Here is a 24464-nt window from a genome sequence, read left to right as displayed (position 1 = left end):
CTACCAACCACGGCCGGATTCCCCGCCCGCGGTCCGGTCGCCGGACGAGTCGGGGGCCTCAGGAATCGAAGCCCATGCCAACCGCATCGAGGACTTTGAGCAGCGGTCCGCGCCTGCCCTCGTTCTCATCGGCCTTGATCAGCGCATTCGTCGTCATTCTGATTCCCAGCCACGCCATGGGCTCGGGCGGGAACGGCAGCGGCAGCTTCCGAACCATCTCGAGTTCGGTCAGCTCGGTGTCCTCACCGGACAGCAGATCGAGCATGACCGTCCCGGCGAACCGAGATGCCCCCACCCCGAGCCCGGTGAAGCCGGCAGCCATGGCGACCTTCCGCCCATAGGCGGAGGTGAAGAACGAGAAGAACCGCGAACAGGTGTCGATCGGCCCACCCCATTTGTGGGTGAACTTCAGACCGATCAGCTGCGGGAAGGTCTCAAAGAAGTGTTCGGCGAGGGTCTCGAAGGTCTCGGGCCGCTGATCGTACTTCCACGACACCTGCCGCCCGAAGTGGTAGACGGCGTCCCAGCCGCCGAAGAGGATCCGATTGTCCGCAGTCAGCCGGTAGTAGTGGAAGCGATTTGCACAGTCGCCGATGCCCTGGCGGCCCTCCCACCCGATCGCAGCCATCTGCTCATCGCTGAGGGGCTCGGTCATCAGCGCGTAATCGTAGACGGGAACCGTATGCAGACTCACCCGTTTGAGCAGTGAAGGGAACACGTTCGTCGCCAGTGCCACGCGCTTCGCCGTGATCGTGCTGCACGGAGCGGTTGCACAGTCTTCGATCGTCTCCGCAGTCACGCGGGTCTGCACCCGCACGGTCGTCTTCGCATCGCTGACATCGGTGACCTTCGTGCCTTCAAAGACCTCGACTCCGAGTTCGCGGATGACACGCAGCAGCTCCCAGCACAGCTTCGCCGGATGGACCATCGCGACCTCGCGAGAATCCCACAGCGCACCCTTGTACGTCGGCGACTTCACGATCCCCGCGAGCTCCTGCTGATCGAGGAAGATGAAACCGGAGTCGGGATCGTGTGCCTCCCGCAGCTCGGCGACCTGGTAGTCCTCGGTGGCGACATCGAGCTCGCCCGTGCGTTCGAACTCGACGTCCATCCCGTATTTTGCAACGGCGGCTTCGATGGCGTCGAGGTTCTCCCGACCCAGCTGCGCGAGACGCTCGTTCTCCTCCGGCAGGTGGGCTTCCCCGTTGTCATAGCCGTGAGTGAGGCTGGCAGCGCAGAAACCGCCATTGCGCCCCGAGGCGGCCCACCCGATCGAATTCGCCTCGACGAGAACGACACGACGATTCGGGTCCCGTTCCTTGGCCTGCAGTGCAGTCCACAGGCCCGTGAACCCGCCGCCGACGACGAGGAGGTCTGTCTCGCGGTCCTCGGTCAGCGGCGGCAGCGGCTCCGGACGGATCTCGGTGTCGAGCCAGAACGGGATGGTCGAGGCGTCGGCCAAAGCGGTATGCACGTCCATGTCACTTCACTTTCTTCACGGTGCGGTCGGTGTGCACTCTGCGAGGCAGCAGGTGCGGGTCGGAGCGGAACGGTGGGCCGCCTCGGCGAGGGGCACTTCAGGCGGCCATGGTCTTGATGATCTCGGTGGCGTTGCCGCCGGCCTTGCGCAGGACGAACCCGACGAAGCCGAGCGCGGCGAGGGTGAGCACGAACATCACCGTCGACATCGCCGCGACCTCGGGGCGCAGAGCCACGCGGACGGCGGAGAAGATGTAGACCGGCCACGGGGTGTAGCCCGGCTGTTGGACGAAGCTCGAGAGGATCGTGTTGTCGAGGCTGACGGTGAACGACATCAGCGCTCCAGCGAGGATGCCGGGGGCCGCGATCGGCAGGGTGATGTCCTTGAACCGGTTCCACGGGGTCGCACCGAGGTCGGCGGCGGCATCCTCGAGCTGAGTGTCCATTCCGGCCAGCCGGGCCCGGACGATGAACGTCACGATCGCCATGGAGAACATCGCATGCGAGATGATGAGCCTGACCAGGCCGTTGTTGAGCGGGGTGATGCCCCAATCGACGCCGACGGTGACGAACCACGGCAGGAACGAGATGCCGTCGACGATCTCGGGCGTGACCAGGGTCAGCCCGAGGATCGCGGTCAGTCCGAGTGCCCACCATGCGCCACGCGGGGCCCTGGCCAGAGCGACTCCGCCGAGCGTGCCGAAGATCGTCGAGACGATGGCAGTGCCCACGGCGGCCTGCAGGCTCGTGACGATGGAGGAGACGATGATGTCGTTGTTGATGCCGCTGATGTAGGCGTGCAGTCCGAAGCCGCGGAAGTTTGCGAGCACCTTTCCGTTGTTGAACGAATAGGCGATGATCACCGCGATCGGCACGAACAGGTAGACGAAGACGAGGATGCCCCAGATGTGCAGAGCGATATCGGTCGGTGTCCGCCGTGCGAACGTGTTCTTCTTCGGCATCTCAGGCCCTCCCATCGTGCAGCGGAACGCTGTTGAATCTGGCGGTGATCGACTGTCCGAGCCTGAGCAGTGCGAAGCCGAGACCGACGACGACCAGGGTGGAGATGATGAGGATCATCGCCATGGCCGCCCCGACCGCCCAGTTCTGTGCGGTGTTGAATTGGTTGGCGATGAGCTGACCGACCATGGATCCGCTCGCCCCACCGAGGACGGTCGCCGTGACGTAGTCGCCGTTGAGCGGGATGAACACGAGCAGGCAGCCGGAGACGACTCCCGGCATCGCCATCGGCAGCGTGACCCGCATGAAGGTCTTCACCTTTCCCGCGCCGAGGTCGTAGCTGGCTTCGCGCAGATTCTTGCCCGAGGCATCGATGGCGACGAACAGCGGCAAGATCATCAGCGGCAGATAGTTGTAGACGACGCCGATCTGCACTGCCGTTCGCGTGTAGAGGATGTCGAGGGGGCCGTCGAGCAGCCCGAGTCCCTGCAGCCAGTTCGACAGGAACCCGTCGGGGGAGAGCATGATCTGCCAGCCGAGGGTGCGGACGAGGAAGTTCGTCCAGAACGGCACCATCACCAGGGCCAGAGCCAGGGACCTGCGGGCGGGCGCGACCTTGATCGCCAGCCAGTAAGCGAACGGCAGAGCGATGATCAGGCACAGCAGGGTGCCGAGCAGCGAGATGCGCAGCGTCGCGAAGAAGGTCGAGACGAAACTTGAGCTCATCGCCTCCGGGTACCGGCCGAACGACAGATGGTCGGTGGCGATGGCCGTGAACTGGTCGGGTTTGTACCCGAAGCTGTAGAAGACGATGAGCGCCAGCGGGATGATGAAGAAGAACAGCGCGTAGGCCCACGTCGGAAAGGACATGGCTGCGGGGCCGAAGAACTTCGTCGCCGGCCTCTTCGTACGAGTCTGTTGGGGTCGTGTCTGAGTGCTCATGCTCCACTCCTGGCCTGGGCATCGGTGAGGATCTTCGTCCGGATCTGATCGGCCGGGGTCTGCTTGCTCGGTTCGAGTCGGTCGAGGACCTTCTGTGCGGGGAAGATGAGGTCCTGTTGGTCGAGCTCGGCTTTCTTCGCCTGCTCGGCCAGGCCTTTCGTCCCTATCGGGTAGCCGATGTAGTCGAGCTGGTCGACCGCCGTGTCGGGGGAGATCATCTGGTTGATGAAGGCGTGCGCCGAATCCGGGTGCGGCGCGCCGGTGGCGATCGCCCAGCAGTCCATCCACAGATTCGCCGAGGGGGTCGGGAAGACGAACTTCCAGTTCTCCGGATCCTTGACCTCGGTCAGACCCTGCCTGGCGTCGCCGTTGTAGGCGTGCAGAAGGGTGAAGCTGCCCTGGATCATGCTCGTGGCGGCATTGCCGACATAGGCCTTCACGTTTGGGGCCAGCTGGTCGACGATGATCTTCCGGGCTTTGTCCAGCTCGCCTTCGTCCTGAGTGTTGAGGCTGAAGCCCTGCGCTGCCAGGGCGATCGCCGAGACCTCCCACGGGTCCTCGAGCAGTGCGGTCGTGCCGGCCGCCTCCTTCTGCGCGGTGTCGAGGAAGTCCTGCCAGCTGGTGAGCTCGCGGTCGATCTGCGTCGTGTTGTAGACGAACCCTGTGGTGCCCCACGCTTTGCAGATCGAATATGTGTTGTCGGGGTCGAAGTACTGCTGTGTGAAGTTCGGATCCATATGCTCGAAGTTCGGGATCAGGCTGAGGTCGAGCTCCTGCAGCAGATCGTGTTCGAGCATCTGCGGAATGTTCGCTCCCGTCGGCACGACCACGTCATAGCCGGAGGTTCCGCGCGAGGTCGAGAGCTTCGCCACGAGTTCCTCGTTCGACCCGTAGGCATCGACCTGAACAAGGATGTCGTTCTGGGACTTGAAGGCCTGGATGAGTTCGGGATTGTCGTAGTCGCCCCATGAGTAGAGGTTGAGCTTCGACTCGAGCTTTCCATCGGTGGGCGGCGACGCAGCCATCTTCGTGGTCTTGCCGCAGGCGCTCAGCGCCCCGAGGCCGACCACCCCGAAACCGGCCAACAGCGCTCGCCGGCTCAACCTCGCCGAGGCGGCTCGCGGGGCCAGGAATGTTACATCGGGTTTCGTCCCCGCCATCTCAGGCACCGCCTTCGACGACCGCGGTCACCGCAGTGGGCTCTTGGTCGTACACGGCCACGGCGTCGGCATCCCAGCTCAGCTCCACCTCGGTGCCGGTGCTGATCGGCTCCCTCCCGGCGGCGGGCATGCGGGCAAGGATCTCATCATTGTCACCGACGACGATCATGTACTGGACGACATCGCCTAAGAACGAATACGAGATCACGGAGCCGCGGGCCGTGTTCGCCTCACCGGAGTCCTCGCCGGCCGGGGCGACGTGCATCCGCTCGGGCCGGATGGCCGCGCGCACCCGGTCGCCGACCGCGAGATCGCGGGGCTCGCCAGCTGCGGTGGACGGTCTGAGTTTGAGGGTCGGAGCTATGAGAACGGCGTTGGCCGTGCGCAGGGTCGCGGTCGTCGAATCGATGGAAGCCACCTCGGCGGGGATGAAGTTCTGCTTGCCGATGAAGCCGGCGACGAAGCCGTTGTGCGGATTCGCGTAGATGTCCTCGCCGGTCCCGATCTGCTGGATGACGCCGTCGTACATGACGACGATGCGATCGCTCATCGCCAGAGCCTCATCCTGATCGTGGGTGACGAAGACGAAGGTCGTGTCGAGCTTCGTGTGCAGACGTTTGAGCTCGAGCTGCATCTCCTCACGCAGCTTCCTGTCGAGCGCCGACATCGGCTCATCGAGGAGGAGGACCTGCGGCCGGTTGACCAGCGCGCGTGCCAGGGCGATGCGCTGTTGCTGACCGCCGGAGAGCTGCTCGGGCTTACGTCCGGCGAAGTCCTCCATCTGGACGAGCGCCAGTGCCTCTCTGACCCGCTGCGCGATCTCCGGTTTCGGAACCTTCGCCTGTTTGAGTCCGTAGGCGATGTTGTCGGCGATGTTCATATGCGGGAACAGCAGGTACGACTGGAACACCGTGTTGACGGGGCGGCGGTGCGGCGGCAGGGAAACGATGTCCTTGCCGGCGAGCAGGATCGCCCCGTCCGTCGGGGTCTCGAAGCCGGCGATCATCCGCAGCAGGGTGGTCTTTCCGCAGCCGGAGGGGCCGAGCAGAGAGAGGAACTCGCCCTTGCAGACGCTCAGGTCGAGGCGTTCGATGGCGGTGTTGTCGCCGAAGACCTTCTTCACGCCCTGGATCTCGAGGTGGTCGAGTCCGGTCTTCGCAGAGGGCGCTGAGGTGGCTGTGCTGGTCATGATGGCCTTTCGTCTTCAGCTGGCTGAGTCGGTGGTGGTCGGTGCGTGCGGCGGCAGGGTGTCGTAGACGATGCGTCCGTCGCAGATCGTCAGCTCATTCGTGATTCCGGCGACGGCGGCCGGCGGCAGCGAAAACGGGTTCGCACTGGCCAAGGCGAGGTTCGCCGGTTGACCGGGACGGATGCGGCCGTTGTCGGTCGAACGCAGCAGTTGTGCCGATCCAGCGGTGTAGGCACGCAGCGCCGTTGTCAGATCGATCGCCTCGTCCGGCAGCAGGGGAGCGGTGTCCGCGGCGGCCGGGTGTGAGCGGTTGAGCGCGACATGGATCGCCTCCCATGGGTTCGCCGTCGACACCGGCCAGTCCGAGCCCATCGCCAGATGGGCGCCGGTGCGGGCGAACGATCCGAAGGGATAGAGCCAGCCGCCGCGCTCGGTGCCCAGGAACGGCAGGTTGAGGTCGATCATCTGCTCGTCGTAACAGGCCCACAGCGCCTGCAGGTTCGCGGTGATGCCGAGGTCGGCGAAGCGCGGCACATCGGCTGGGTCGACGACCTGGACGTGGGCGATATGGTGGCGGCGTTCGCCGGTGTTGGCTGCTCCGGTCGTCCCGGTGCCGGCCGTTCCCGGGCTGCGGACGGCTGCGAAAGCGTCGAGGGCGGCCTTGACCGCGGCATCTCCGATCGCATGGCAGTGGATGTCGAAGCCGGCCGCATCGAGGGCGGCGAACGAGGCCTCGAGGTGGTCTTTCGTGAAATAGCTGGTTCCGAATCCGCCGCAGGTGCACGTGTATTCGTTCGACATTGCCGCGGTCCGGGACTCGACGATCCCGTCGAGCATGAACTTCACCGAGGTGGCGCGGAAACGGCCGTCGGTGCGCGCGAGTTCGGTCAGTCGGGCCACCTCGGCGTCGATGTCCTCGACTCCGCGCGGCCACCACAGACTGCCGACGACTTCGGAATGGAGCTCGCCCGATTCCGCTGCCCCGACATAGGTGCCGTACGGGTCGCGGTGACCGCCGTAGTCGCCGACGATGGCGTCCATCCACGCGGTCACGCCGAGGGAGTTGAGGTAGCGCTGACCCTCACGCAGACCGGCCAGGACCTCTTCATCGGAGGCGGCGGGAACGTGGGCGGAGACGAGGTCGATGGCCGATTCGTGCAGACACCCGGTGGGGCGGCCGGACGGATCGGTGATGATGACGCCGCCGGCCGGTGCCGTGGACGTCTCGTCGAGTCCGGCAGCGGTCATCGCCTTCGTATTCACCCACGCCGAATGGTGGTCGGCGCTGAGCAGGATCGCGGGCCGATCGGGGCATGCCTCGTCGAGGATGTCGGCGCTCGGGTCGCCTCCGGGGAAGTGGGCCATCGACCAGCCGCCGCCGATGACCCAGTCGTTCGCGGGGTCGTTCATGGCAGTCGTGTCTGCGACATAGTCCCGGATCATCTGCAGCGCCTCGTCAAGCGTTCCGGCAGCGCTGATATCGCAGGCCAGCGCCTCCTGGCCGCCGAAGGTCGTGTGCACATGGGCATCGACGAAACCCGGGGTGAGCAGTCGGCCGCCGGCAGCGATCGTGTGCGCTGCGGGAACAGCTGCGGGGCCGGTGCCGATCTCGGTGATGACCCCGTCGCGGATGCTCACGCGATTCTCGGGACGCAGAGCCTCACCATCGAAGATCGCGACGTCGAGGATGTCGAGTTCCATATGCTGCCTCCCGACTGCATTGTCGTGGCAGAGGCGGACCGCGACGTCCGCTCTCTGTGTGTGTCCTGAATCACTGTTAAATCACCTTAGCGGAACTTCCATTCCGATTCCACTGATTCCGTTGCCCATTTGAGGATCTATAGAGGGAAACTGCAGAGTCAGTTGTCGATGGCGCTGAATCAGCGTCTCACTCTGCGATATTCGCACGGGAGGCATTGGCGGACGCGGGCGTCAGCCGGAGAGTGCGTGCGGAGGCGGTGAGGCGCTGGACGCGAAGAAGCCGCGGGGCACCGACTGTGTGTCGGTGCCCCGCGGCTTTACTGCGATGCGCCCCGCCGAGCGCAGAGTCTCAGCCGGGGAAGGTCTCCCGGGTGAGCTTCTCAAATGCCTCGATATAGCGGGCGCGGGTCTTCTCGACGACCTCGGCGGGCAGTGCCGGGGGAGGAGTGTCCGATGCCTTGTCCCAGCCGGACTCCTCGGTCAGCCAGTCGCGGACGAACTGCTTGTCGAAACTCGACTGAGCCTTGCCTGCCTCATACCCCTCGGCGTCCCAGAAGCGAGAGGAGTCCGGGGTGAGCACTTCGTCGCCGAGGACGATCGTGCCATCGGGCAGGGTCCCGAACTCGAACTTCGTGTCGGCGAGGATGATCCCGCGTTCCCTGGCGATCTGCTCGGCGCGCTGGTAGATCTCCACGGTCAGGTCGCGCAGCTTCTCCGCGGTCTCGGTCCCGACGGTCTCGGCGACGGCGTCGAAGCTGACGTTCTCATCGTGTTCGCCGAGTTCGGCCTTCGTCGCCGGGGTGAAGATCGGAGGCTCGAGGCGATCGGCCTCGACGAGTCCGGCGGGCAGCTGGATTCCGCATACGGAACCGGTCGCCCGGTAGTCGGACATACCCGAACCGGTGAGGTAGCCGCGAGCCACACACTCGACAGGGAACATCGAGAGGTTCTTCACGATGAGTCCGCGACCGGCTACGGCCTCGGGCACATCCGAGCTGATGACATGGTTGCCGATGACATCGGCGAGCTGATCGAACCACCAGAGGCTCAGACCCGTGAGCACCCTGCCCTTGTCCGGGATCTCCGAATCGAGCACCCAGTCGTAGGCCGAGATCCGGTCAGAGGCGACCATGAGAAGCTGCTCGGCGCTCACGGCGTCGGCGGCATCAGCAGGAATATAGAGGTCGCGGACCTTCCCCGAATACACATGCTTCCAGCCCGGAAGCACCGGAGCCTGCGGTGCGGGGGCGGCGTAGCCGGAGGCGAGCTCGATACGACCGGCGGCGGCCGCCTCGGCGATATCGGTGCGGTGCTGCTCACCGTCCCACTTGATCTTCTCGACCGCGGCATAGGCCTTCGCCCGCGCATCGTTGAGGTCGTCGCCGAGGGAGACGACGGAGAGCACACGGCCGCCGGAGGTGACGATGTCACCGGTCTCGGCGATGTCCTTCGTGATCACGGCGTCCTCGGGGGCGAATCCGCCGCTGTGGCCGGTCGCGAGCTTCGTGCCCGCGTGAAGGATGCTGATGTCCGGCAGAGTTCCGGCAGTGTCGAGTCCGCGGATGATGTCCCCGGTGCTCGGCGTGCCCGGATAGTTCTCCGCGGCCATGACCACGGTCACCGAGGAGCGCGGATCCCATTCGAGGGGACCGACCTCGTTCAGTCGGCCCTCGGCGGCGGCGAGCATCGTCTGGCCCAGGGGACTGTTCAGGCGAGCCAGCACGGACTGCGTCTCCGGATCGCCGAAGCGGACGTTGAACTCGATGACCCTCAGGCCTTTCGACGTCAGCGCCAGTCCGCAGTACAGCAGGCCGGTGAACGGAGTCCCACGGCGGGCCATCTCATCGACGACGGGTTGGGCGACGGTGTCGACGATCTCTTCGACTGTGCCCGCAGGCAGCCATGGCAGCGACGAATACGCACCCATTCCGCCAGTGTTCGGGCCGGTGTCGCCGTCGCCGATGCGTTTGAAGTCCTGAGCCGGGGCCAGAGGGAGGGTGGTCTTGCCGTCGCAGAGGACGAACAGGGAGACCTCGGGACCGTCGAGGTAATCCTCGATGACGACCCGGTCGGAGACCTCGAGGCAGGAGCTCGCGTGAGTCAGCGCGGCATCGAAGTCGTCGGTGACGACGACTCCCTTCCCGGCGGCCAGACCATCGGCCTTGACCACATGCGGGGCACCGAACTCGCGCAGCGCGGCAGCTGCCTCATCGGGGGAGTGGGCGACCCTGGCGGCCGAGGTGGGCACGTTCGCGGACTCCATGACCTCCTTCGCGAACGCCTTGGAGCCTTCGAGCACGGCGGCTTCCGCGCTGGGGCCGAAGACGGGGAACGAGGCTTCGCGCAGAGCATCCGCCACCCCGGCGACCAGCGGGGCCTCGGGGCCGATGACGACGAGATCGACGTCGAGGGACTCGGCCAGCGCGGTCACCGCAGCGGCGTCCGAGGCGTCGACGGCCTCGGTGTGGGCGATCTGCGCGATACCGGGGTTGCCGGGAGCGGCGATGACGGCGTCGACCTGCGGGTCGCGCGAAAGAGCGAGGACGAGGGCGTGTTCACGGGCGCCCGAACCGATGACAAGAACCTTCACCCCACCAGCCTAAAGGGTCGTAGGCTAGAGTGCGTGACCTTCTCGACTTTCACCCCCGCCCAAGGCGCCGAGCTCGCCGTCGTCCGCCGCAGCGATTTCATCGAATCCCGGCACATCGGGTCCGCCGTCGTCCTCGACCCGCAGGGATCACCGCTGATCAGCCTCGGCGCCCCTGAGACTCCCGTGTTCACCCGGTCGAGCCTCAAACCGCTGCAGGCGATCGCGGCGATGAGCCTCGGTGCGCAGCTCGAGGGGCAGTCCGCGGCTCTGGCGGCGGCCTCTCACAAGTCCGAAGCCGGGCATGTGGCTGTCGTGTCCGCGATGCTGGAGACTGCCGGGCTGAGCGTGTCCGATCTGCAGTGCCCGTCCGCCCATCCGGCAGACGGAGCCTTCCGCCGTCAGCTGCAGGAATCGGCCCGGGCTCGGGGAGATGAGAACACGGACCCGCGCTCGCCCCTGTACTTCAACTGCTCCGGCAAGCATGCGGCGTTCCTCGCCGCCGCCCGCGCCATCGGTGCCGACACCTCGACCTATCTGTCCCCGGACCATCCCGTGCAGCAGAAGGTCGCCGAGGTGGTCGCCGCCTTCGCTTCGGAGGAGCCGTCCGCGGTCGGCATCGACGGCTGCGGGGCTCCCGTGTTCGCGCTCAGCCTCACGGGCCTAGCCCGTGCCGTCGGTCGCGTCATCCGGATGGGCAGCAGTGCCGGTGACGTCGATGAGCATGCAGGCGCATGGGCCGTCTATGAGAACGAGGCTCGCACCCTCACCGAGGCGGTCTTCGCCGACCCGTGGACCATCGAAGGCCACGGCCGATCGAACTCGACCGTCATCGATGAGCTCGGCGTCTTCGCCAAGGGCGGGGCCGAGGGCGTCATCGTCATGGCCACCCGCTCCGGGTATGCCGTCGCCGTGAAATGCCTCGATGGTTCCTCGCGGGCCACCGGGCTCGTCGCCCTCAGCCTGCTCCAGTGGGCCGGAGCGTTCGAGGCCGAGTCAGGAGCCGCCTCGGCGCCGGGGAAGGCCAAAGTGGACGACGTGATCGCGGCGATCACGGACCCGGTCACCGGGGGCACGGATTCCGAGGGGCGGACGAGCGTTGTCGGACGCCTGGAGCTCGGGGATGATATTGCCACAATCAGTGAGAGGAAGAGGGACTGATGGCGATTCGCAGAAGGATCGACCCCGATCAGGGGCTCAGCGCACTCGAGATGTGGCTGACCCAGGCGAGGCTCGACGCGGCCCCGGCCGACCGGTCGACCGTCGCCACCGCCGTGCGCTTCACGCTCGAAGAGCTCGCCGCCCGAGCCGAAGGCAACAGCGTCGAAGTCCGGGTCCCACCGTTCGGCGTCACCCAGTGCATCGCCGGACCCCGGCACACCCGCGGCACCCCGCCGAACGTCGTCGAAACCTCCGCCGAGGTATGGCTGAATCTGGTCACCGGACGCACTGACTTCGCCACCGCGCTCGCCTCCGGAGACATCGATGCCTCCGGGACCCGAGCCGACCTCGGCGATTTCCTGCCCCTCTTCACCATTGCAGAACTCGAGGCCCGAGCATGAGCGCACAGATCACGCAGACGACGTCATTCATCAGCGGGCGGCATGTCCCGTCCCTGCTCACCTACGCCAATATCGACCCGGCCACCGGCGGCCAGCTCGGCGATATCGCCCGCGCCGGAGCCGACGAGGTCGACCGGGCGGTGGCGGCGGCCGCGAAAGCGCAGCAGGAATGGAAACGCTCGAGCCCCGAACAGCGTTCCCGCCTGCTCATCGCCACCGCCGCCGTCATCACCGCCAACCGCGACGAGATGGCGCGCATCGAATCCGAGGACACGGGCAAACCGCTGACGCAGGCCTACGCCGACGTCGACGTGTGTGCCCGCTATTTCGAGTTCTACGGCCACACCATCGAGTCCTACTACGGCCACGCGATCCCGATGGCCGAGGACATGCACGTCTACACGCGCCGGGAGCCCTTCGGTGTGACCGGGCACATCGTGGCCTGGAACTATCCGCTCCAGCTCATCGGCCGGGCCGCCGCCACCTCGCTGGCCACCGGCAACTGCGCCGTCGCCAAACCCGCGGACGAGACGCCTCGGTCAACCGTGCGACTGGCCGAACTCATCCACTCCGTCGGCTTCCCGGCCGGAGCATTCAACGTCGTCACCGGTCTCGGCGCCGAGGCGGGAGCGGCGCTGAGCGCCCACCCGGGGGTGGCGCATCTGGGCTTCGTCGGGTCGACGCAGACCGGCTCGGCCATCGCTCATGCCGCCGCGGATCGGGTCGTGCCCACGGTACTCGAACTCGGCGGGAAGTCCGCGAACATCGTCTTCCCCGACGCCGATGTCGACGCGGCCGTCCCGTCGCTGGTGCGCTCCATCATCCAGAACGCCGGACAGACCTGCTCAGCCGGCTCCCGGCTCATCGTCCATCGCGACATCCACGCCGAGGTGGTCGAGAAGATGGCCGCAGCCATGGCGGAGGTGACCATCGGCTACGGCATCGACGATCCGATGCTCGGGCCGCTCATCTCGGCCAAACAGCATGAACGGGTCACCGGATTCCTCTCCGAGGTCGACTCCGGGCAGATCGTCACCGGCGGCACGAGGCCTGACGGCCTGGCCGACGACCTCACCGCCGGAGCGTTCATCACCCCCACCATCGTCGACTCCGTCGACCCGCGGGCCCGGATCGCTCAGGAAGAGGTATTCGGTCCCGTTGTCGTGACCCTGCCGTTCGCCGACGACGACGAAGCCGTGGCGCTGGCCAACGGCACCGACTACGGTCTGGTCTCGGCCCTGTGGACGCAGAACATCTCCCGCGCCCACCGGTTGGCCGCCGAGGTCGATGCCGGCCAGATCTTCGTCAACACCTACGGCGCCGGCGGGGGAGTCGAACTGCCCTTCGGCGGGTTCAAGAAGTCCGGCTACGGTCGCGAGAAGTCCATCGAAGCCCTAGACGAATACACGCAGACGAAGACCGTCGCCATCAAGCTGTGACGGTGCGGGTGCCGGTGCCGACCGAACGCGGCCGAATCACGGGCCGGGGCGGGGCGAGGGTGCGCCGATGACCTTCCCTGTGCTCGGGCTCGTCCTCATCGCCTCCGTCGCCCACGCCGTGTGGAACCTCGCCGCGAAGTTCGTCACCGGCAAGGGCTACGCCTTCGTGCTTGCCTACCACGGACTCTCCGCTCTCCTGCTCGCCCCGGTCGCGGTCGTCATCATCGCCACCGACACGCAGTCGCTGCACTGGAGACTGGTCGGGGCGGCAGCGCTGAGCGCGGTCTTCCATATCGCCTACTCCGTGGCCCTGCAGTCCGGCTACGACCACGCCCCGTTAGGCGTCGTCTACCCGACTGCACGCGGCACCGGGCCGGTCGTGACGATCATCATCGCCGTGGCCTTCCTCAGTGAGCGTCCCACCCTCGCCGAGGCGGTCGGAGCTTTCACCGTCATCGCTGGAATCGCTGTCGTCACGATCCGTCCCCGCGGTGGCGGAGACGGCCCCACCAGTGCTGACGGTCTGCGCCGAGGGCTCGCCTGGGGCGGGCTGATCGGGGCGTTCATCGCCTGCTACACGCTTTGGGACGACTTCGCCGTCAACCATGTCAGCGACTCCCCGCTGCTCTACTTCGCCGTCTCCGAGGCCTGCGTCGGGGTGATCATGACCGCGGGAGTATTCGCGCTTCCCGGAGGCCGGGAGAAGCGCGTGGACTTCCGTGAGATCCTCCGCAGCCACAAGCGCGCACTTGTGACCGTGGCGATCCTCTCACCCGTGGCGTATGTGCTCGTCCTCTATGCGATGCAGCAGGCACCGGTGGCGCTCGTGGCTCCCGTGCGGGAGACCTCGATCATCGTCGGCACGCTGCTGGCGTGGTGGTTCTTCGGAGAGAGGAACGTGCTGCTCAAACTCGCCGGTGCCCTCGTCGTGGTCTTAGGTATTGCACTCATCGCGCTCGGGTGAGTGGGCGCGACTCAGCGGCGGCGACCGGGTTGACGGCGGTTGACCCGCACCACCCGCACCGGGCACACGGCATGCGAGAGCACGCCCTGTGACGTCGACCCGAGAACGGTGGCGACGAACCCGCCGCGGCCACGGGATCCGATGACCATGAGGTCGGCGGTGTAGGTGGCGGACACGAGCACCTCGGTGGCGGGAGCGTCGAAGACCGAGAACCGTACCTCGAGATCGGGGAAATCGCCCGTCAGGGAATCGGCGGCTGCGGTGAAGGCCCTCGCCGCTTCGTCATACATCCGGATGAGATGCTCCTCGCTGGGCATCCACTCGGGCGAGAGGATGTGCGTGGCGGTCACCCCGACGAGGCGCAGCGGAACACCGTAGATCGCCGCCTGAGCGGCCGCGGCACGCAGCACCGGGGTGTCGGTCTCGAAGGGATCGACAGCGGCGACGACCTCCCCGGAGAAGTCGGGGCGGGTGCGTCCGTCCGCCTCGGCGACGGGACCATCTGTCGTGCGGACGGGAACGTCGACGGGCAGGGGCGTCGTCGGCATGAGCCGGGTGGGCCATGTGCTCGGAACGACGACGGTGGGGCACTGCGAATGCGCGGGCATCGCCAGGGCCACGGACCCGAGGAGGCGGCCCGTGAACCCACCGCGACCGCGCGCTCCGACGACGGCGAGGGCGGCGTTCTTCGAATGTTCGACCATCACCCCGGAGGCGTCACCGGGAGCGATCGTCGTCGACACGGGAACGGCGGCTTCGGTGACGGTGGCGGCGGCTGCCTCGGCGATGTCCTCGACGGTCTTCTTCACGGCACTGTCGAAGTCGGCGGGGAAGACGATATCGGCTTGGCTCATGTTGACGCCCGGAACGGTGTAGGCGGAGACGATGCGGATCTCGGCGGATGTCTTCTGTGCGTGAGTGATCGCCCACTGCAGGGCGCATTCGGCGTTGTCGGAACCGTCGATGCCGACGATGATCGTGTGGGACATATCGCAAACCTCTGTCTTCAGTGACCGTCAATCTGGTTGAGTCCAGTTTAGTTGTGTCCAGTTTATGGGAACTGCCGTGAGACTGCCTGGGAGGAACCTCAGGCTGACTCGACTAGACTGTTCGCGACCTATTGTTCCGGGGGCATTCCCGGCGATCCATCGGCCTGATCGGGCCACGTGTCCAAGGAGATCATGAAGGACCAGATCGACGTCTCCGTCCGTCGCAGCCCCAAGTACTCAGTGTTCATGGGCATCGGCGCGGTGCTCGGCATCGTGCTCGCTGGAGTCCTCGCGGTCTTCGTCGACCCGGCCGATATGCCGATGGGCTACACGGTGGCCAAGGGGATGGGCCTGATGCTGCTCGTCCTCGGTATCGGGGGACTGTTCCTCGGCGGACTCATTGCTCTCATCCTCGACTGGAGGGGACGGAAGACGTCGAAGGAATACCGAGTCGACGCGCAGATCGACATGGTCGACGATCCGAAGGAGATCGCACGCCGTCGCATCGCCGAGTCCCGCGGGGAGGACCCGGATGCAGGCGAGACCGAAGACGGGGCCGCCTCGGCGGGTCAGGATGCGATCCCCGAGATCGATGAGTCCGCACCCGCAGTCGACGAACCGGAACCCGCAGTCGACGATGCGGGCGATGCGGGAACCGGCAGGGATTCGGCCCCCGGTTCCACAGTCTGAGCACCGGGTCAGACCGCCTGCACGGGTATGAGACAATTACACTCGTGGCAAGAGGAGACGGGCAGCTGACGCACGAAATCGACCCCCAGGACCGCGGACCGCAGGACGAATGCGGTGTGTTCGGAGTCTGGGCCCCCGGCGAGGAAACCGCCAAACTCACCTATTTCGGGCTCTACGCCCTGCAGCACCGCGGACAGGAGTCCGCGGGGATCGCTGCCAGCAATGGCAAGCAGATCCTCATCTACCGCGACATGGGCCTGGTCTCGCAGGTGTTCCATGAACGCGATCTTGAGCTACTGCAGGGCCATATCGCCGTCGGGCACACCCGGTATTCGACGACCGGATCGCCGTCGTTCGAAAACGCTCAGCCCACCTTGGGCCCGACCCCGTTCGGAACCGTGGCGCTGGCTCACAACGGCAATCTGACGAACTTCGACGCCCTCGAAGCCATGGCCGATTCCCGCCGCGACCACGCAACGAAGGTCGTCGAGGAGGCCACGAAGAAGTCGGCCCGCACCCGCCCCTTCCGCGATTCTTCGAACGACACCTCCCTGGTCACCGAGCTCTTCGCGACCGAGGAGGGAGAGAGCCTCACCGAGGCGGCCCTGAGCCTGCTGCCCCATGTCGAAGGTGCGTTCTCGCTGGTCTATATGGACGAGCACACCCTCTACGCTGCCCGTGACCGTCACGGGGTCCGACCCCTGTCGCTGGGACGCTTGGAGAACGGCTGGGTCGTGGCCTCCGAGACCGCCGCACTCGATATCGTCGGCGCGAAATTCGTCCGCGACATCGAACCCGGCGAACTCATCGCCATCGACGAGGACGGTCTGCGTTCGCACCGCTTCGCCGAACCGAATCAGGCCCGCTGCGTCTTCGAATACGTCTACCTCGCGCGTCCCGACAGCAAGCTCAACGGCAAGAACGTCCACGCCGCGCGCACCCAGATGGGCAGGCAGCTGGCCGAAGAGTACCCGGTCGACGCCGACCTCGTCATCGCCACCCCAGAATCCGGAACCCCGGCGGCCGTCGGCTATGCCGAGGCCTCGGGCATCCCGTTCGGTCAGGGGCTGATGAAGAACGCCTATGTCGGACGCACGTTCATCCAGCCTTCGCAGACCCTGCGGCAGCTGGGCATCCGCCTCAAGCTCAACCCGATCCGGGAGAACATCGAAGGCCGGCGCCTCGTCGTCGTCGACGATTCGATTGTGCGCGGAAACACTCAACGGGCGCTGATCCGGATGCTGCGGGAGGCCGGAGCGGCCGAGGTGCATGTGCGCATCTCCTCCCCACCGGTGAAGTGGCCGTGCTTCTATGGCATCGACTTCGCCACCCGTGCCGAGCTCATCGCCAACGGACTGACCACGAACGAGATCTGCGAGAACCTCGGCGCGGACTCCCTGGGCTATATCTCTCTGGACGGCATGATCGCCGCCACCGAGCAGGAGCGCAGTCAGCTGTGCACCGCCTGCTTCTCGGGCGAGTACCCGATTCCCGTCAACAACACCCCCGCCGACAAAGGATGCTGAGTTGAGTTCCGAAGCGAACCCGAAGTCCACCACCTATGCCGCCGCCGGCGTCGACGTCGAGGCCGGAGACCGCGCCGTCGAACTCATGAAGGCTGCCGTCTCGGCCACCCACAACTCCTCGGTCGTCGGTGGGATGGGCGGATTCGCCGGACTCTTCGACGTCTCCGTGCTCAAGGACTTCGAGCGTCCGCTGCTCGCCTCGTCGACCGACGGAGTGGGCACGAAGGTCGCCATCGCTCAGGCCATGGACAAGCACGATACTATCGGCTTCGACCTCGTCGGTATGGTCGTCGACGACATCATCGTCTGCGGTGCCCGCCCCCTGTTCATGACCGACTACATCGCCTGCGGCAAGGTCGTGGCCGAACGCATCGCCGATATCGTCCGCGGAATCGCCGATGCCTGTGCTTCAGCCGGTGTCGCACTGGTCGGAGGGGAGACCGCCGAACACCCGGGTCTGCTCGGTGTCGACGAGTACGATGTCGCCGGTGCCGCCACCGGTGTCGTCGAGGCTTCGAAGCTGCTCGGGCCCGACAAGGTCCGTGCCGGCGACGTGCTCATCGGTCTGCCGTCCTCGGGCATCCACTCCAACGGCTACTCCCTGGTCCGCCACATCATCACCGAAGCGGGGTGGGGCCTGGACCAGCAGGTCGAGGAATTCGGCCGCACCCTCGGCGAGGAGCTGCTCGTTCCCACCCATGTCTACACCGGTGAGCTCGCCGCTCTCTTCGATGCTCTGCCCGATGCCGTGCATTCGGTCTCGCACGTCACCGGCGGCGGGCTGTCGGCGAATGTGGCGCGTGTGCTTCCGCAGGGATTGGTCGGGACGATGTCGCGGGCCTCGTGGGAGATCCCGGCGGTGTTCTCCGTGCTCGGCGATCTCGGCGGAGTGCCGCAGGACGACCGGGAACGCACCTGGAACCTCGGCGTCGGCATGGTCCTCGTCGTCGACCGGGACGCGGTCGACGGTGTGCTTGCCGCAAGCCCCGGAGCCTGGGTGCTCGGCGAGGTCGCCGCCGATGACGGTTCTTTGGCCACCGATCCCTACTATGTGCAGGGTGCCAAGGGCGTCGACGGCGGCGCCGCGATCCTGCAGTAGCGTCTGCGCGCCTCGACGCTCAGCGGGGTTTCCTTCACCCGTACTCTCATGCCCTCGTGCTCCTGCACGGGGGTGTGCTGCTTACTGCGGGTGATGTCCACCGAACAGGAGGAAAAGAGCGCAACGGTGGGAGGTGCGTGAGTGCACGGCCGCCTCGGCGAGGGGATACCCGGGCGCGAGAGACCGCACGTCCACACGACATCGGGTCAAAACCACATGCGCGCACGACAGAGGGCGGGGACCGAAGTCCCCGCCCTCTGGTCATCAGATCAGCCGTCTGCGGCTGGACTCATCTGAGCTCAGTTCTCGTACTCGTCGTCATCGTCGACGTTGTACTTGTCGGCGTACGCCGAGTAGTCGGGTTCATCGTCGTACGGATCGGACGGACCAGACTTGTGCGCGTCGGCGCCCAGCTCCTGCTGGAGTCTATTAAGGTCGGTATCCGGGCTGTAGTACTTCAGCTTCCGAGCTACCTTGATCTGCTTTGCCTTTGCGCGGCCGCGACCCACTGGCGTGACCCCCTCCGTCGTCTATGGGGCGAACCGCCCCGGACTAGATCTCTGCTATGCGCTTAAATCCTACCTGTTCATACTGGGAAGTTCCATTTTGTGAGTGGACCTTGGATAGGCTGAACCCATGGCCTACCGTCGCGATTATGTCGTTACCCTGCGGATCTTCGAGCCCCTCGTGGTGCATTCCGAATTGCAAGACAGGAAGGTGGAGGACAACCGGGCACGCATCGAGGAGCAGATCTCCCACGACGCCGACAAGCGCTTGATCTCACTGCCTCCTTCGCCCGTGGCCGACTCCTTCAGGCGCACTCCGATCTTCCTCCCGGCGTCTCAGACCTCGGACGGAGTGGACCGTTTCTGCCCTGCTCAGGAGGACATCCGGGGGTGGGAGGCTCTCGAATCGCTGACCGAACACACCTCGAAGGCGACCCTGGACATCGTCGCTCCGAAGTCCGCTCGCCGACGTGCCGCCAGCCGGCGCGCGGAATGGCTGCAGGACGCCAAGGACACACGCATCTTCACCCGGGTCTCGGCCTGGGACGTACCGCCGTCGTGGTGGCTGTTCTTCTCCCTGACCGAGGACCAGATCATCACCGAGGAGACCGACGAGGGGCTGCGGGTGCTCATCCGCACGGACATCCTGGCCGCCTCGGCGCGCATGGAATGGGCCTCGGAGACGATCGCGGACACCTCGAAGGTCGTCGATATGGTCGAACAGACCTCGGTTCTGGCCGAGTGGATCGACACCTTCGACATGAACTCGATCCTCGAGCTCGACCTCGGCGGTATGTCCGATGTGCTGTGGCCGAGCGAGGCTGCGGAACTCGTCGACTCGTGGGTCACGGCGCTGAGCAACAACGATTCCGAGTCTGCGGTCGCTGCCTTCCAGAAGTATGCGGCCGGGTGGGAGCAACTCAACCTCTACGCCCGCAGCTCCTGACCCCAATTGCTACCTGACGGCGGCCCAGCAACCTCGCGCGAGGTTGCTGGGCCGCCGTCAGGTAGTGCTGGACGGATAGGATTGTCTTCGAACGAGCCGCACCCGAGAGGACGAGTCCCGTAAGCGTATGGAAGAGAAGAAGCGCCGTCTCCTGACGAGCCAGGATCCCGCCGCCGGAGTGTGCGATTCGAATCCCGCGGCCCGAGTGAAGCCGCTGTCGAAGATCTCCATCGGCTGGCGCATCGTCGTTCCCGCCATCGCCTTCGTCATTCTCACCTGCGGACAGTTCCTCAACACAAATGACTTCTTCCCGCTCGGATCGCTCACCCAGTACGCGACCGCCAAAGACCTCAACGGCACCGTGGGCTCCACGTGCATCGAAGCTCAGTTCCCCGGAGAGGACGAACCGCGCCGCCTCGGCTTCAACACAGCGACCGTCGGCATCGAGCGCGGTGACGTCGAATCCCAACTCGACCGAGTCATCGCCCACCCCGAACTCCTGCAGTCGATGGCCGACTCGTACATCCGGCTGCATCCGGGCGAACCGAAACCCGAAACCATGATCCTCTGCCGCACCACCACCCAACTGAAGGACGGCCTGGCCGTCGGCGAACCCGAGCAGGCGACGCTGGCGAAGTGGGAGGTCCGATGAGCGGCACCCCGACTTTGGCCAACACCCGCAACGAGGCGGCCCCCACGAATCCGTTCCTCCGCTGGTTCATGCCCGCCGTGCCCTTGGCCCGGGTGGCCGTGTTCCGCATGTTCATCTACGTCTTCATCATCATCGATGTGCTCACGATCTCCGGCGACGTGATCGCCCACGGTTGGACTCCCGAGTTCTATCAGCCGCTGTGGTTGGCGAGGTTCCTCCACATCCCCGCCGTCAGCGTCCTCGGCGCGCAGATCCTGCTCACCCTCATCATTGTCTTCTCCCTCCTCGCCGCCGCGGGGATCCTCCAGCGCCTCAGCGGGTGGGCCGTGGCGATCAGCTTCGGGGCGTGGATGTTCTACACACAGGGCTACGGGTATGTGGCACACGATCACATGGCACTCGTCATCGCCGCCTTCGTCCTGCCCACGATCGGAGCTGCACGCTTCCGTGACGTCGGCACCGCCTCGGCGAAGGCGGGATGGGCGCTGCGCATCGTGCAGATCGCGGTCGTCCTCACCTACTTCTACTCGGTGGTGATGAAGTGGATCGCCTCGGGCAACATCACCCACTGGGCGAACGGTGCGGTCATCATCTGGGCGCTCATGCGCCGCGGCGCCGAATGGTCGAAGCCGTTCCTCGAGATGCCCGGCCTCCTCATCGCCGCACAGTGGGCGACACTCGTCTTCGAGTTCCTCTCACCCGTCGTCCTGTTCCTCAAGGACAAGTGGCTGTACGGGGCTGTCGCCTTCTTCTTCCTCTTCCACCTCATGACGTATCTCGCGCTGGGCATCCACTTCCTGCCGACCGTCATCTGCTGGGCGGCGTTCCTGCCCCTGGAGAAGCTCGTGCCCAAGCGCTTCACCAGCACGGGCACCGCCTAATCTGCGGCGGCGTCGACCCGGCTGAGCGCGCTGATCACAGCGCGCACCGCGACACGTTCGGCCGTGTCCGGACGCATCACCGCCACGATCCAGCGTGTCGTCGTCACCCCCGTCAGCGGCACCAGTGACAGTCCCGCATCGCGCGGCGTCGTGAACCGGGGAAGGAGCGCGACCTGGTCCGAGGAGGCGACGATCGCTTCGATGAGCCGGTTGTCTCGGATGCGTTGGACGACGTCGAGGTCGCGACCGGTGAGATGCTCGATCGAGGTGAGGATCGTGTCGAAGGGGTATCCGCGGGGCACTCCCACCCAGCGACAATCGACGACATCGTCCGGGGTCAGTTCGGCGCGATCGGCAAGCCGATGGCCGATGGCGAGGGCCACGTCGATGGGTTCGCGGGCGAGCGGGACGACGGTGAGTCCGTCGGTGCCCAGGGGGCGTTCGGCGACGAGGCTGTGTGCGACGACGATATCGACATCTCGGGTCAGCCCCGCGAATTCGTGCTCGGCGAGGTCGACATCGTCCATGCGCAGATCGATGTGCGGGTGGTCCTCCCGCAGCCTGCGCAGCGCATCGGGGAGGAGGTGGGTGAGCGCGCTTGGCAGCCCGGCCAGGGTGATCTCTCCGACAGCTTCGCCGAGGTGGCCCTCCCATTGGGCCTGCACCCGGGCGAGCGTGCGGGCCACGTCCCGACCACCGTGGGCGAGCAGTCGTCCCGCAGCCGTGAGCGTGAGTCCGCGACCGGCGGGTTCGACGAGAGCATGGCCGATCTCGCTGCCGGCCTGCCTCAGCTGCTGAGAGACGGCCGACGGGGAGCGATGGGTGACATCGGCGACGGCGGTGACGCTGCCGTATTCGTCGAACAGGCGCAGCAGCTCGAGATGTTTCGGATCGATGACCATGAAGTCATGCTACATAATTGGTGAAGCACTCTGCGATTGTGCTTCACTGTTGTTGCGGTTGAGAATGGGGCCATGTCGTTCAAGCACTGTCTGCTCGCCGCCTCGGTGGCGGTGATGTGGGGACTGAATTTCCTCGCCATCGATTTCTCCCTGGCCCAGTTCCCGCCCTTCTTCCTCGTGGCTCTGCGCTTCGCCCTGCTTGCGGTTCCCGCGCTGCTCTTCGTCCCGAAGCCCGACGTCAAAGCGCGGTGGATCATCGGCTACGGACTCGGCTTCGGACTGCTGCAGTTCCTTTTCCTCTACTGGGCGATGGCCGCCGGCATGCCTGCGGGACTCGCGTCCCTCGTCCTCCAAGCCTCCGGGCCTTTTACAGTGCTGCTGGGCATGACGTTCCTGCGCGAGAGGGTCCGCGGTTCGCAGATGGCCTTTCTGCTCGTCGCGATGGCAGGACTCGCCGTCGTCGGATGGCAGCGCTTCGACTCGAACGCGAGCTTCCTGCCCTTCCTCCTCACCCTCGCCGGGGCTTTCGGCTGGGCGATCGGCAATATCTGCAACCGGCAGGCCCACACCACCGAGCCGATCAAGCTGACGATGTGGATGTCGCTCGTCCCGCCCGTGCCGATGCTCGCCCTCTCCCTTGCGGTCGAAGGACCTGAGAAGGTCGGCGCATCGATTTCGGGACTGACCACACCGACAGGGCTGCTCGCGATCGCGGGGCTGATCTATACAGTGGTCGTCGCGACGATCATCGGGTCGGGCGTGTGGTCGTGGCTGATGTCGCGCAACCCCGCCGGAATCGTCGCCCCCTTCTCGATGCTCGTGCCCGTCGTCGGAATGAGCGCGGCGTTCGTCTTCCTCGGCGAGCGGGTCACCGTCGGCGAGCTGTGCGGGGCCGTCCTTGTCATCATCGGGGTCCTCGGCGCGGGTCTCAAAGCCGCGAAGGGGGCACGGATCCTCGCCGCCGCCGAGGTGGCCGTGCCCGTGAGCGCACAAGCGGAGGATTCCGACGCAGGCGGTTCCATCAGGGCCAGTTGACAGACGCTCACGTAGCCTGAGAGGCATGACCGCCGACGATGCGCCTCCGACTGTTCATGACGACCGCCTGACCGCCGAGGATCTGCTCGCGTCCCCGCGGGGACGCTCGCTCGTGTTCGGGCTGGCCCTCGAGCAGGTCGAGAGTTTTCCGCGGACTGGCGATGAAGAAGCCCCAGGCGTGGAGGCGGTGGTGCGCAATCTGAGGTGCCTGTGCCCGGTTGCGCCGACTTGGAGTGCTGTTAAGGAAGCCATGTCCGACGTAGTCGACGCTGCAGTGTATTGGCAGCCTCCTGATGATGACGATTGGGGGACCGCAGAAATCGGCGCGGTTCGTGAAATTCTGCGTCCCTTCGCCGAGAAGCTCGTTTCCACGGGCTTGCTAGATGCTTGGTCAAAGCCACTCGATCCCGATGATCAATGGGCGCTGGCCTGGGACGACAAAGAACTCAATGAAGTCAATGGACGCCACTCAGAGTTGCCGGCGGTCTTCAACTGCTCTTTGGTCCCGGTCGACACGGTTGCGGGGAGACCAACGATCGCTCTCGCCGACCTCTTCCCTCCACTCGACAGAGACGGAACGAGACTTCCTTGGGGTTTGGACGAGTGGCTCGCCGACGTCCTCACCACAGAAACCGCATACCGCCACGACTTCGCCAAGAACCCCTATGAGGAGGTCAGCGGCGAATGGTGGTCGACTCCGCCGATCGGCCTGTGGTCTTCGACCGGCACCTGGCCCGACGGGACTCCGATCGGCGTCGAACTCGTCGAGGACGACCTCGGTCTCGAGCGTGCCCGAGCCTGCCGTCTGAAACTGCGCCCGGACGCCCGCATCGCTGAGATCAGCAGACCCGAGGACTGGGCTGAACTGTGCCGGCGCTACCCGCTCGACGTCACCGCCCAACGCCGTTATGTCTGGTTCGAGACCACCGGCCGGAAGGGCCGCTGGGTCATCCCCGACTGGTCACGGGTGGCCGAGGAATTCGACGGCGTCCACGTGGGCATGGCGGGATATCTACTCACGGCCGGTGCGGTCATCGACGTGACGGAGGGCCGCCTCGGCGAGGAATCGGAGAATATCCCCACGGCAGGGAACACGGACGATCGGACGGCGAGTGTCATGGCGGGTTGGCATCCCGATGCGACGTTCTGGCTGAACGACGTCATCGACGCCGTCACCGAGGTGGTCGAATGGCATTATGACGGCGACGCCGACCGGTGGGTGCGAGGCTGACCTCTGCGCGACCCGAGAGCTCGG

Annotated in this window: 22 protein-coding genes; 12 read left to right on the top strand and 10 right to left on the bottom strand. The window is 65.9% G+C overall.

The genetic code is table 11. The features are described 5' to 3' along the window. Positions 1–58: 58 nt before the first annotated feature. The 7 genes from BLU88_RS17140 to purD all read right to left on the bottom strand — a co-directional run bounded on the left by BLU88_RS17140 (position 59) and on the right by purD (position 10021). Positions 59–1480 (bottom strand): NAD(P)/FAD-dependent oxidoreductase, encoded by a 1422-nt coding sequence (locus tag BLU88_RS17140; RefSeq protein WP_092016653.1) that lies wholly within the window; start codon positions 1478–1480, stop codon positions 59–61. 97 nt (positions 1481–1577) lie between these two features. Beyond that, a complete protein-coding gene (locus BLU88_RS17135) occupies positions 1578–2441 on the bottom strand; it encodes an ABC transporter permease (protein WP_092016651.1) in 864 nt (287 codons plus the stop codon). 1 nt (position 2442) lies between these two features. Next, on the bottom strand, positions 2443–3381 hold the full coding sequence (locus BLU88_RS17130) for an ABC transporter permease (RefSeq protein ID WP_092016649.1): 939 nt from the start codon (positions 3379–3381) through the stop codon (positions 2443–2445). After that, positions 3378–4541: a polyamine ABC transporter substrate-binding protein gene (locus BLU88_RS17125; protein WP_167356914.1), complete on the bottom strand. Its 1164-nt coding sequence runs from the start codon at positions 4539–4541 to the stop codon at positions 3378–3380. Before BLU88_RS17125 ends, BLU88_RS17130 begins: the two co-directional genes overlap by 4 nt. A gap of 1 nt (position 4542) precedes the next feature. Continuing rightward, positions 4543–5730 (bottom strand): ABC transporter ATP-binding protein, encoded by a 1188-nt coding sequence (locus BLU88_RS17120; protein ID WP_092016645.1) that lies wholly within the window; start codon positions 5728–5730, stop codon positions 4543–4545. 15 nt (positions 5731–5745) lie between these two features. Further along, positions 5746–7431, bottom strand: coding sequence for an amidohydrolase (locus BLU88_RS17115; protein ID WP_092016643.1), 1686 nt, complete (start codon positions 7429–7431; stop codon positions 5746–5748). Between the two features lie 349 nt (positions 7432–7780). After that, entirely contained in the window at positions 7781–10021 is a 2241-nt protein-coding gene (gene purD, locus BLU88_RS17110) for a phosphoribosylamine--glycine ligase (RefSeq protein WP_092016641.1), read from the bottom strand. A gap of 33 nt (positions 10022–10054) precedes the next feature. On the opposite strand from purD, the gene BLU88_RS17105 reads away from it, so the two are divergent. The 4 genes from BLU88_RS17105 (at position 10055) to BLU88_RS17090 (ending at position 13983) form a co-directional block, all read left to right on the top strand. After that, positions 10055–11179, top strand: a complete 1125-nt coding sequence (locus BLU88_RS17105) for an asparaginase (RefSeq protein ID WP_092016640.1) — start codon at positions 10055–10057, stop codon at positions 11177–11179. Next, positions 11179–11580 carry a sterol carrier family protein gene (locus tag BLU88_RS17100; protein WP_092016638.1) on the top strand — a complete coding sequence of 134 codons (402 nt, stop codon included), beginning with the start codon at positions 11179–11181 and terminating at the stop codon, positions 11578–11580. The genes BLU88_RS17105 and BLU88_RS17100 overlap by 1 nt, the downstream gene beginning before the upstream one ends. Continuing rightward, the gene (locus tag BLU88_RS17095) at positions 11577–13019 is read left to right on the top strand and encodes an aldehyde dehydrogenase family protein (RefSeq protein WP_092016636.1); all 1443 of its coding nucleotides are present in this window, start codon (positions 11577–11579) and stop codon (positions 13017–13019) included. The genes BLU88_RS17100 and BLU88_RS17095 overlap by 4 nt, the downstream gene beginning before the upstream one ends. Positions 13020–13086: 67 nt before the next feature. Continuing rightward, positions 13087–13983, top strand: a complete 897-nt coding sequence (locus BLU88_RS17090) for an EamA family transporter (RefSeq protein WP_092016635.1) — start codon at positions 13087–13089, stop codon at positions 13981–13983. 11 nt (positions 13984–13994) lie between these two features. Here BLU88_RS17090 and BLU88_RS17085 read toward each other — a convergent pair whose 3' ends face one another. Next, positions 13995–14972, bottom strand: a complete 978-nt coding sequence (locus BLU88_RS17085) for a universal stress protein (RefSeq protein ID WP_092016633.1) — start codon at positions 14970–14972, stop codon at positions 13995–13997. 192 nt (positions 14973–15164) lie between these two features. Between BLU88_RS17085 and BLU88_RS17080 the strand changes: the two genes are divergently transcribed. Genes BLU88_RS17080 through purM form a run of 3 tightly spaced genes read left to right on the top strand, consistent with a single transcriptional unit; the run spans position 15165 to position 18287 of the window. After that, positions 15165–15662, top strand: a complete 498-nt coding sequence (locus BLU88_RS17080) for a hypothetical protein (RefSeq protein WP_092016631.1) — start codon at positions 15165–15167, stop codon at positions 15660–15662. Between the two features lie 44 nt (positions 15663–15706). Then, positions 15707–17188 carry an amidophosphoribosyltransferase gene (gene purF / locus BLU88_RS17075; protein ID WP_092016630.1) on the top strand — a complete coding sequence of 494 codons (1482 nt, stop codon included), beginning with the start codon at positions 15707–15709 and terminating at the stop codon, positions 17186–17188. A gap of 1 nt (position 17189) precedes the next feature. Next, complete coding sequence (purM, locus tag BLU88_RS17070) at positions 17190–18287, top strand: phosphoribosylformylglycinamidine cyclo-ligase (protein ID WP_092016628.1); 1098 nt, start codon at positions 17190–17192, stop codon at positions 18285–18287. Positions 18288–18586: 299 nt separating this feature from the next. Here purM and BLU88_RS17065 read toward each other — a convergent pair whose 3' ends face one another. Continuing rightward, positions 18587–18796 carry a DUF3073 domain-containing protein gene (locus BLU88_RS17065; protein ID WP_039208206.1) on the bottom strand — a complete coding sequence of 70 codons (210 nt, stop codon included), beginning with the start codon at positions 18794–18796 and terminating at the stop codon, positions 18587–18589. 127 nt (positions 18797–18923) lie between these two features. Between BLU88_RS17065 and BLU88_RS17060 the strand changes: the two genes are divergently transcribed. The 3 genes from BLU88_RS17060 to BLU88_RS17050 all read left to right on the top strand — a co-directional run bounded on the left by BLU88_RS17060 (position 18924) and on the right by BLU88_RS17050 (position 21272). Next, on the top strand, positions 18924–19739 hold the full coding sequence (locus tag BLU88_RS17060; protein ID WP_092016626.1) for a hypothetical protein: 816 nt from the start codon (positions 18924–18926) through the stop codon (positions 19737–19739). A gap of 127 nt (positions 19740–19866) precedes the next feature. Then, positions 19867–20391 (top strand): hypothetical protein, encoded by a 525-nt coding sequence (locus BLU88_RS17055; RefSeq protein ID WP_092016624.1) that lies wholly within the window; start codon positions 19867–19869, stop codon positions 20389–20391. Next, on the top strand, positions 20388–21272 hold the full coding sequence (locus BLU88_RS17050) for a hypothetical protein (RefSeq protein ID WP_092016622.1): 885 nt from the start codon (positions 20388–20390) through the stop codon (positions 21270–21272). Before BLU88_RS17055 ends, BLU88_RS17050 begins: the two co-directional genes overlap by 4 nt. On the opposite strand, the gene BLU88_RS17045 is transcribed toward BLU88_RS17050, so the two are convergent. Further along, positions 21269–22174 carry a LysR family transcriptional regulator gene (locus BLU88_RS17045; protein ID WP_231939482.1) on the bottom strand — a complete coding sequence of 302 codons (906 nt, stop codon included), beginning with the start codon at positions 22172–22174 and terminating at the stop codon, positions 21269–21271. The two genes, BLU88_RS17050 and BLU88_RS17045, sit on opposite strands and share 4 nt — an antisense overlap. Positions 22175–22246: 72 nt before the next feature. On the opposite strand from BLU88_RS17045, the gene BLU88_RS17040 reads away from it, so the two are divergent. Then, positions 22247–23209, top strand: a complete 963-nt coding sequence (locus tag BLU88_RS17040; RefSeq protein WP_092016620.1) for an EamA family transporter — start codon at positions 22247–22249, stop codon at positions 23207–23209. A gap of 25 nt (positions 23210–23234) precedes the next feature. Beyond that, positions 23235–24440, top strand: coding sequence for a hypothetical protein (locus BLU88_RS17035; protein ID WP_092016618.1), 1206 nt, complete (start codon positions 23235–23237; stop codon positions 24438–24440). The last annotated feature ends 24 nt before the right edge of the window (positions 24441–24464 follow it).

Origin of the sequence: Brevibacterium siliguriense, assembly GCF_900105315.1 — a bacterium.
Lineage (GTDB): Bacteria > Actinomycetota > Actinomycetes > Actinomycetales > Brevibacteriaceae > Brevibacterium > Brevibacterium siliguriense.
The sequence above is the reverse complement of the archived record's forward strand: the minus strand, read 5'-3'. Positions and strand labels throughout refer to the sequence as shown.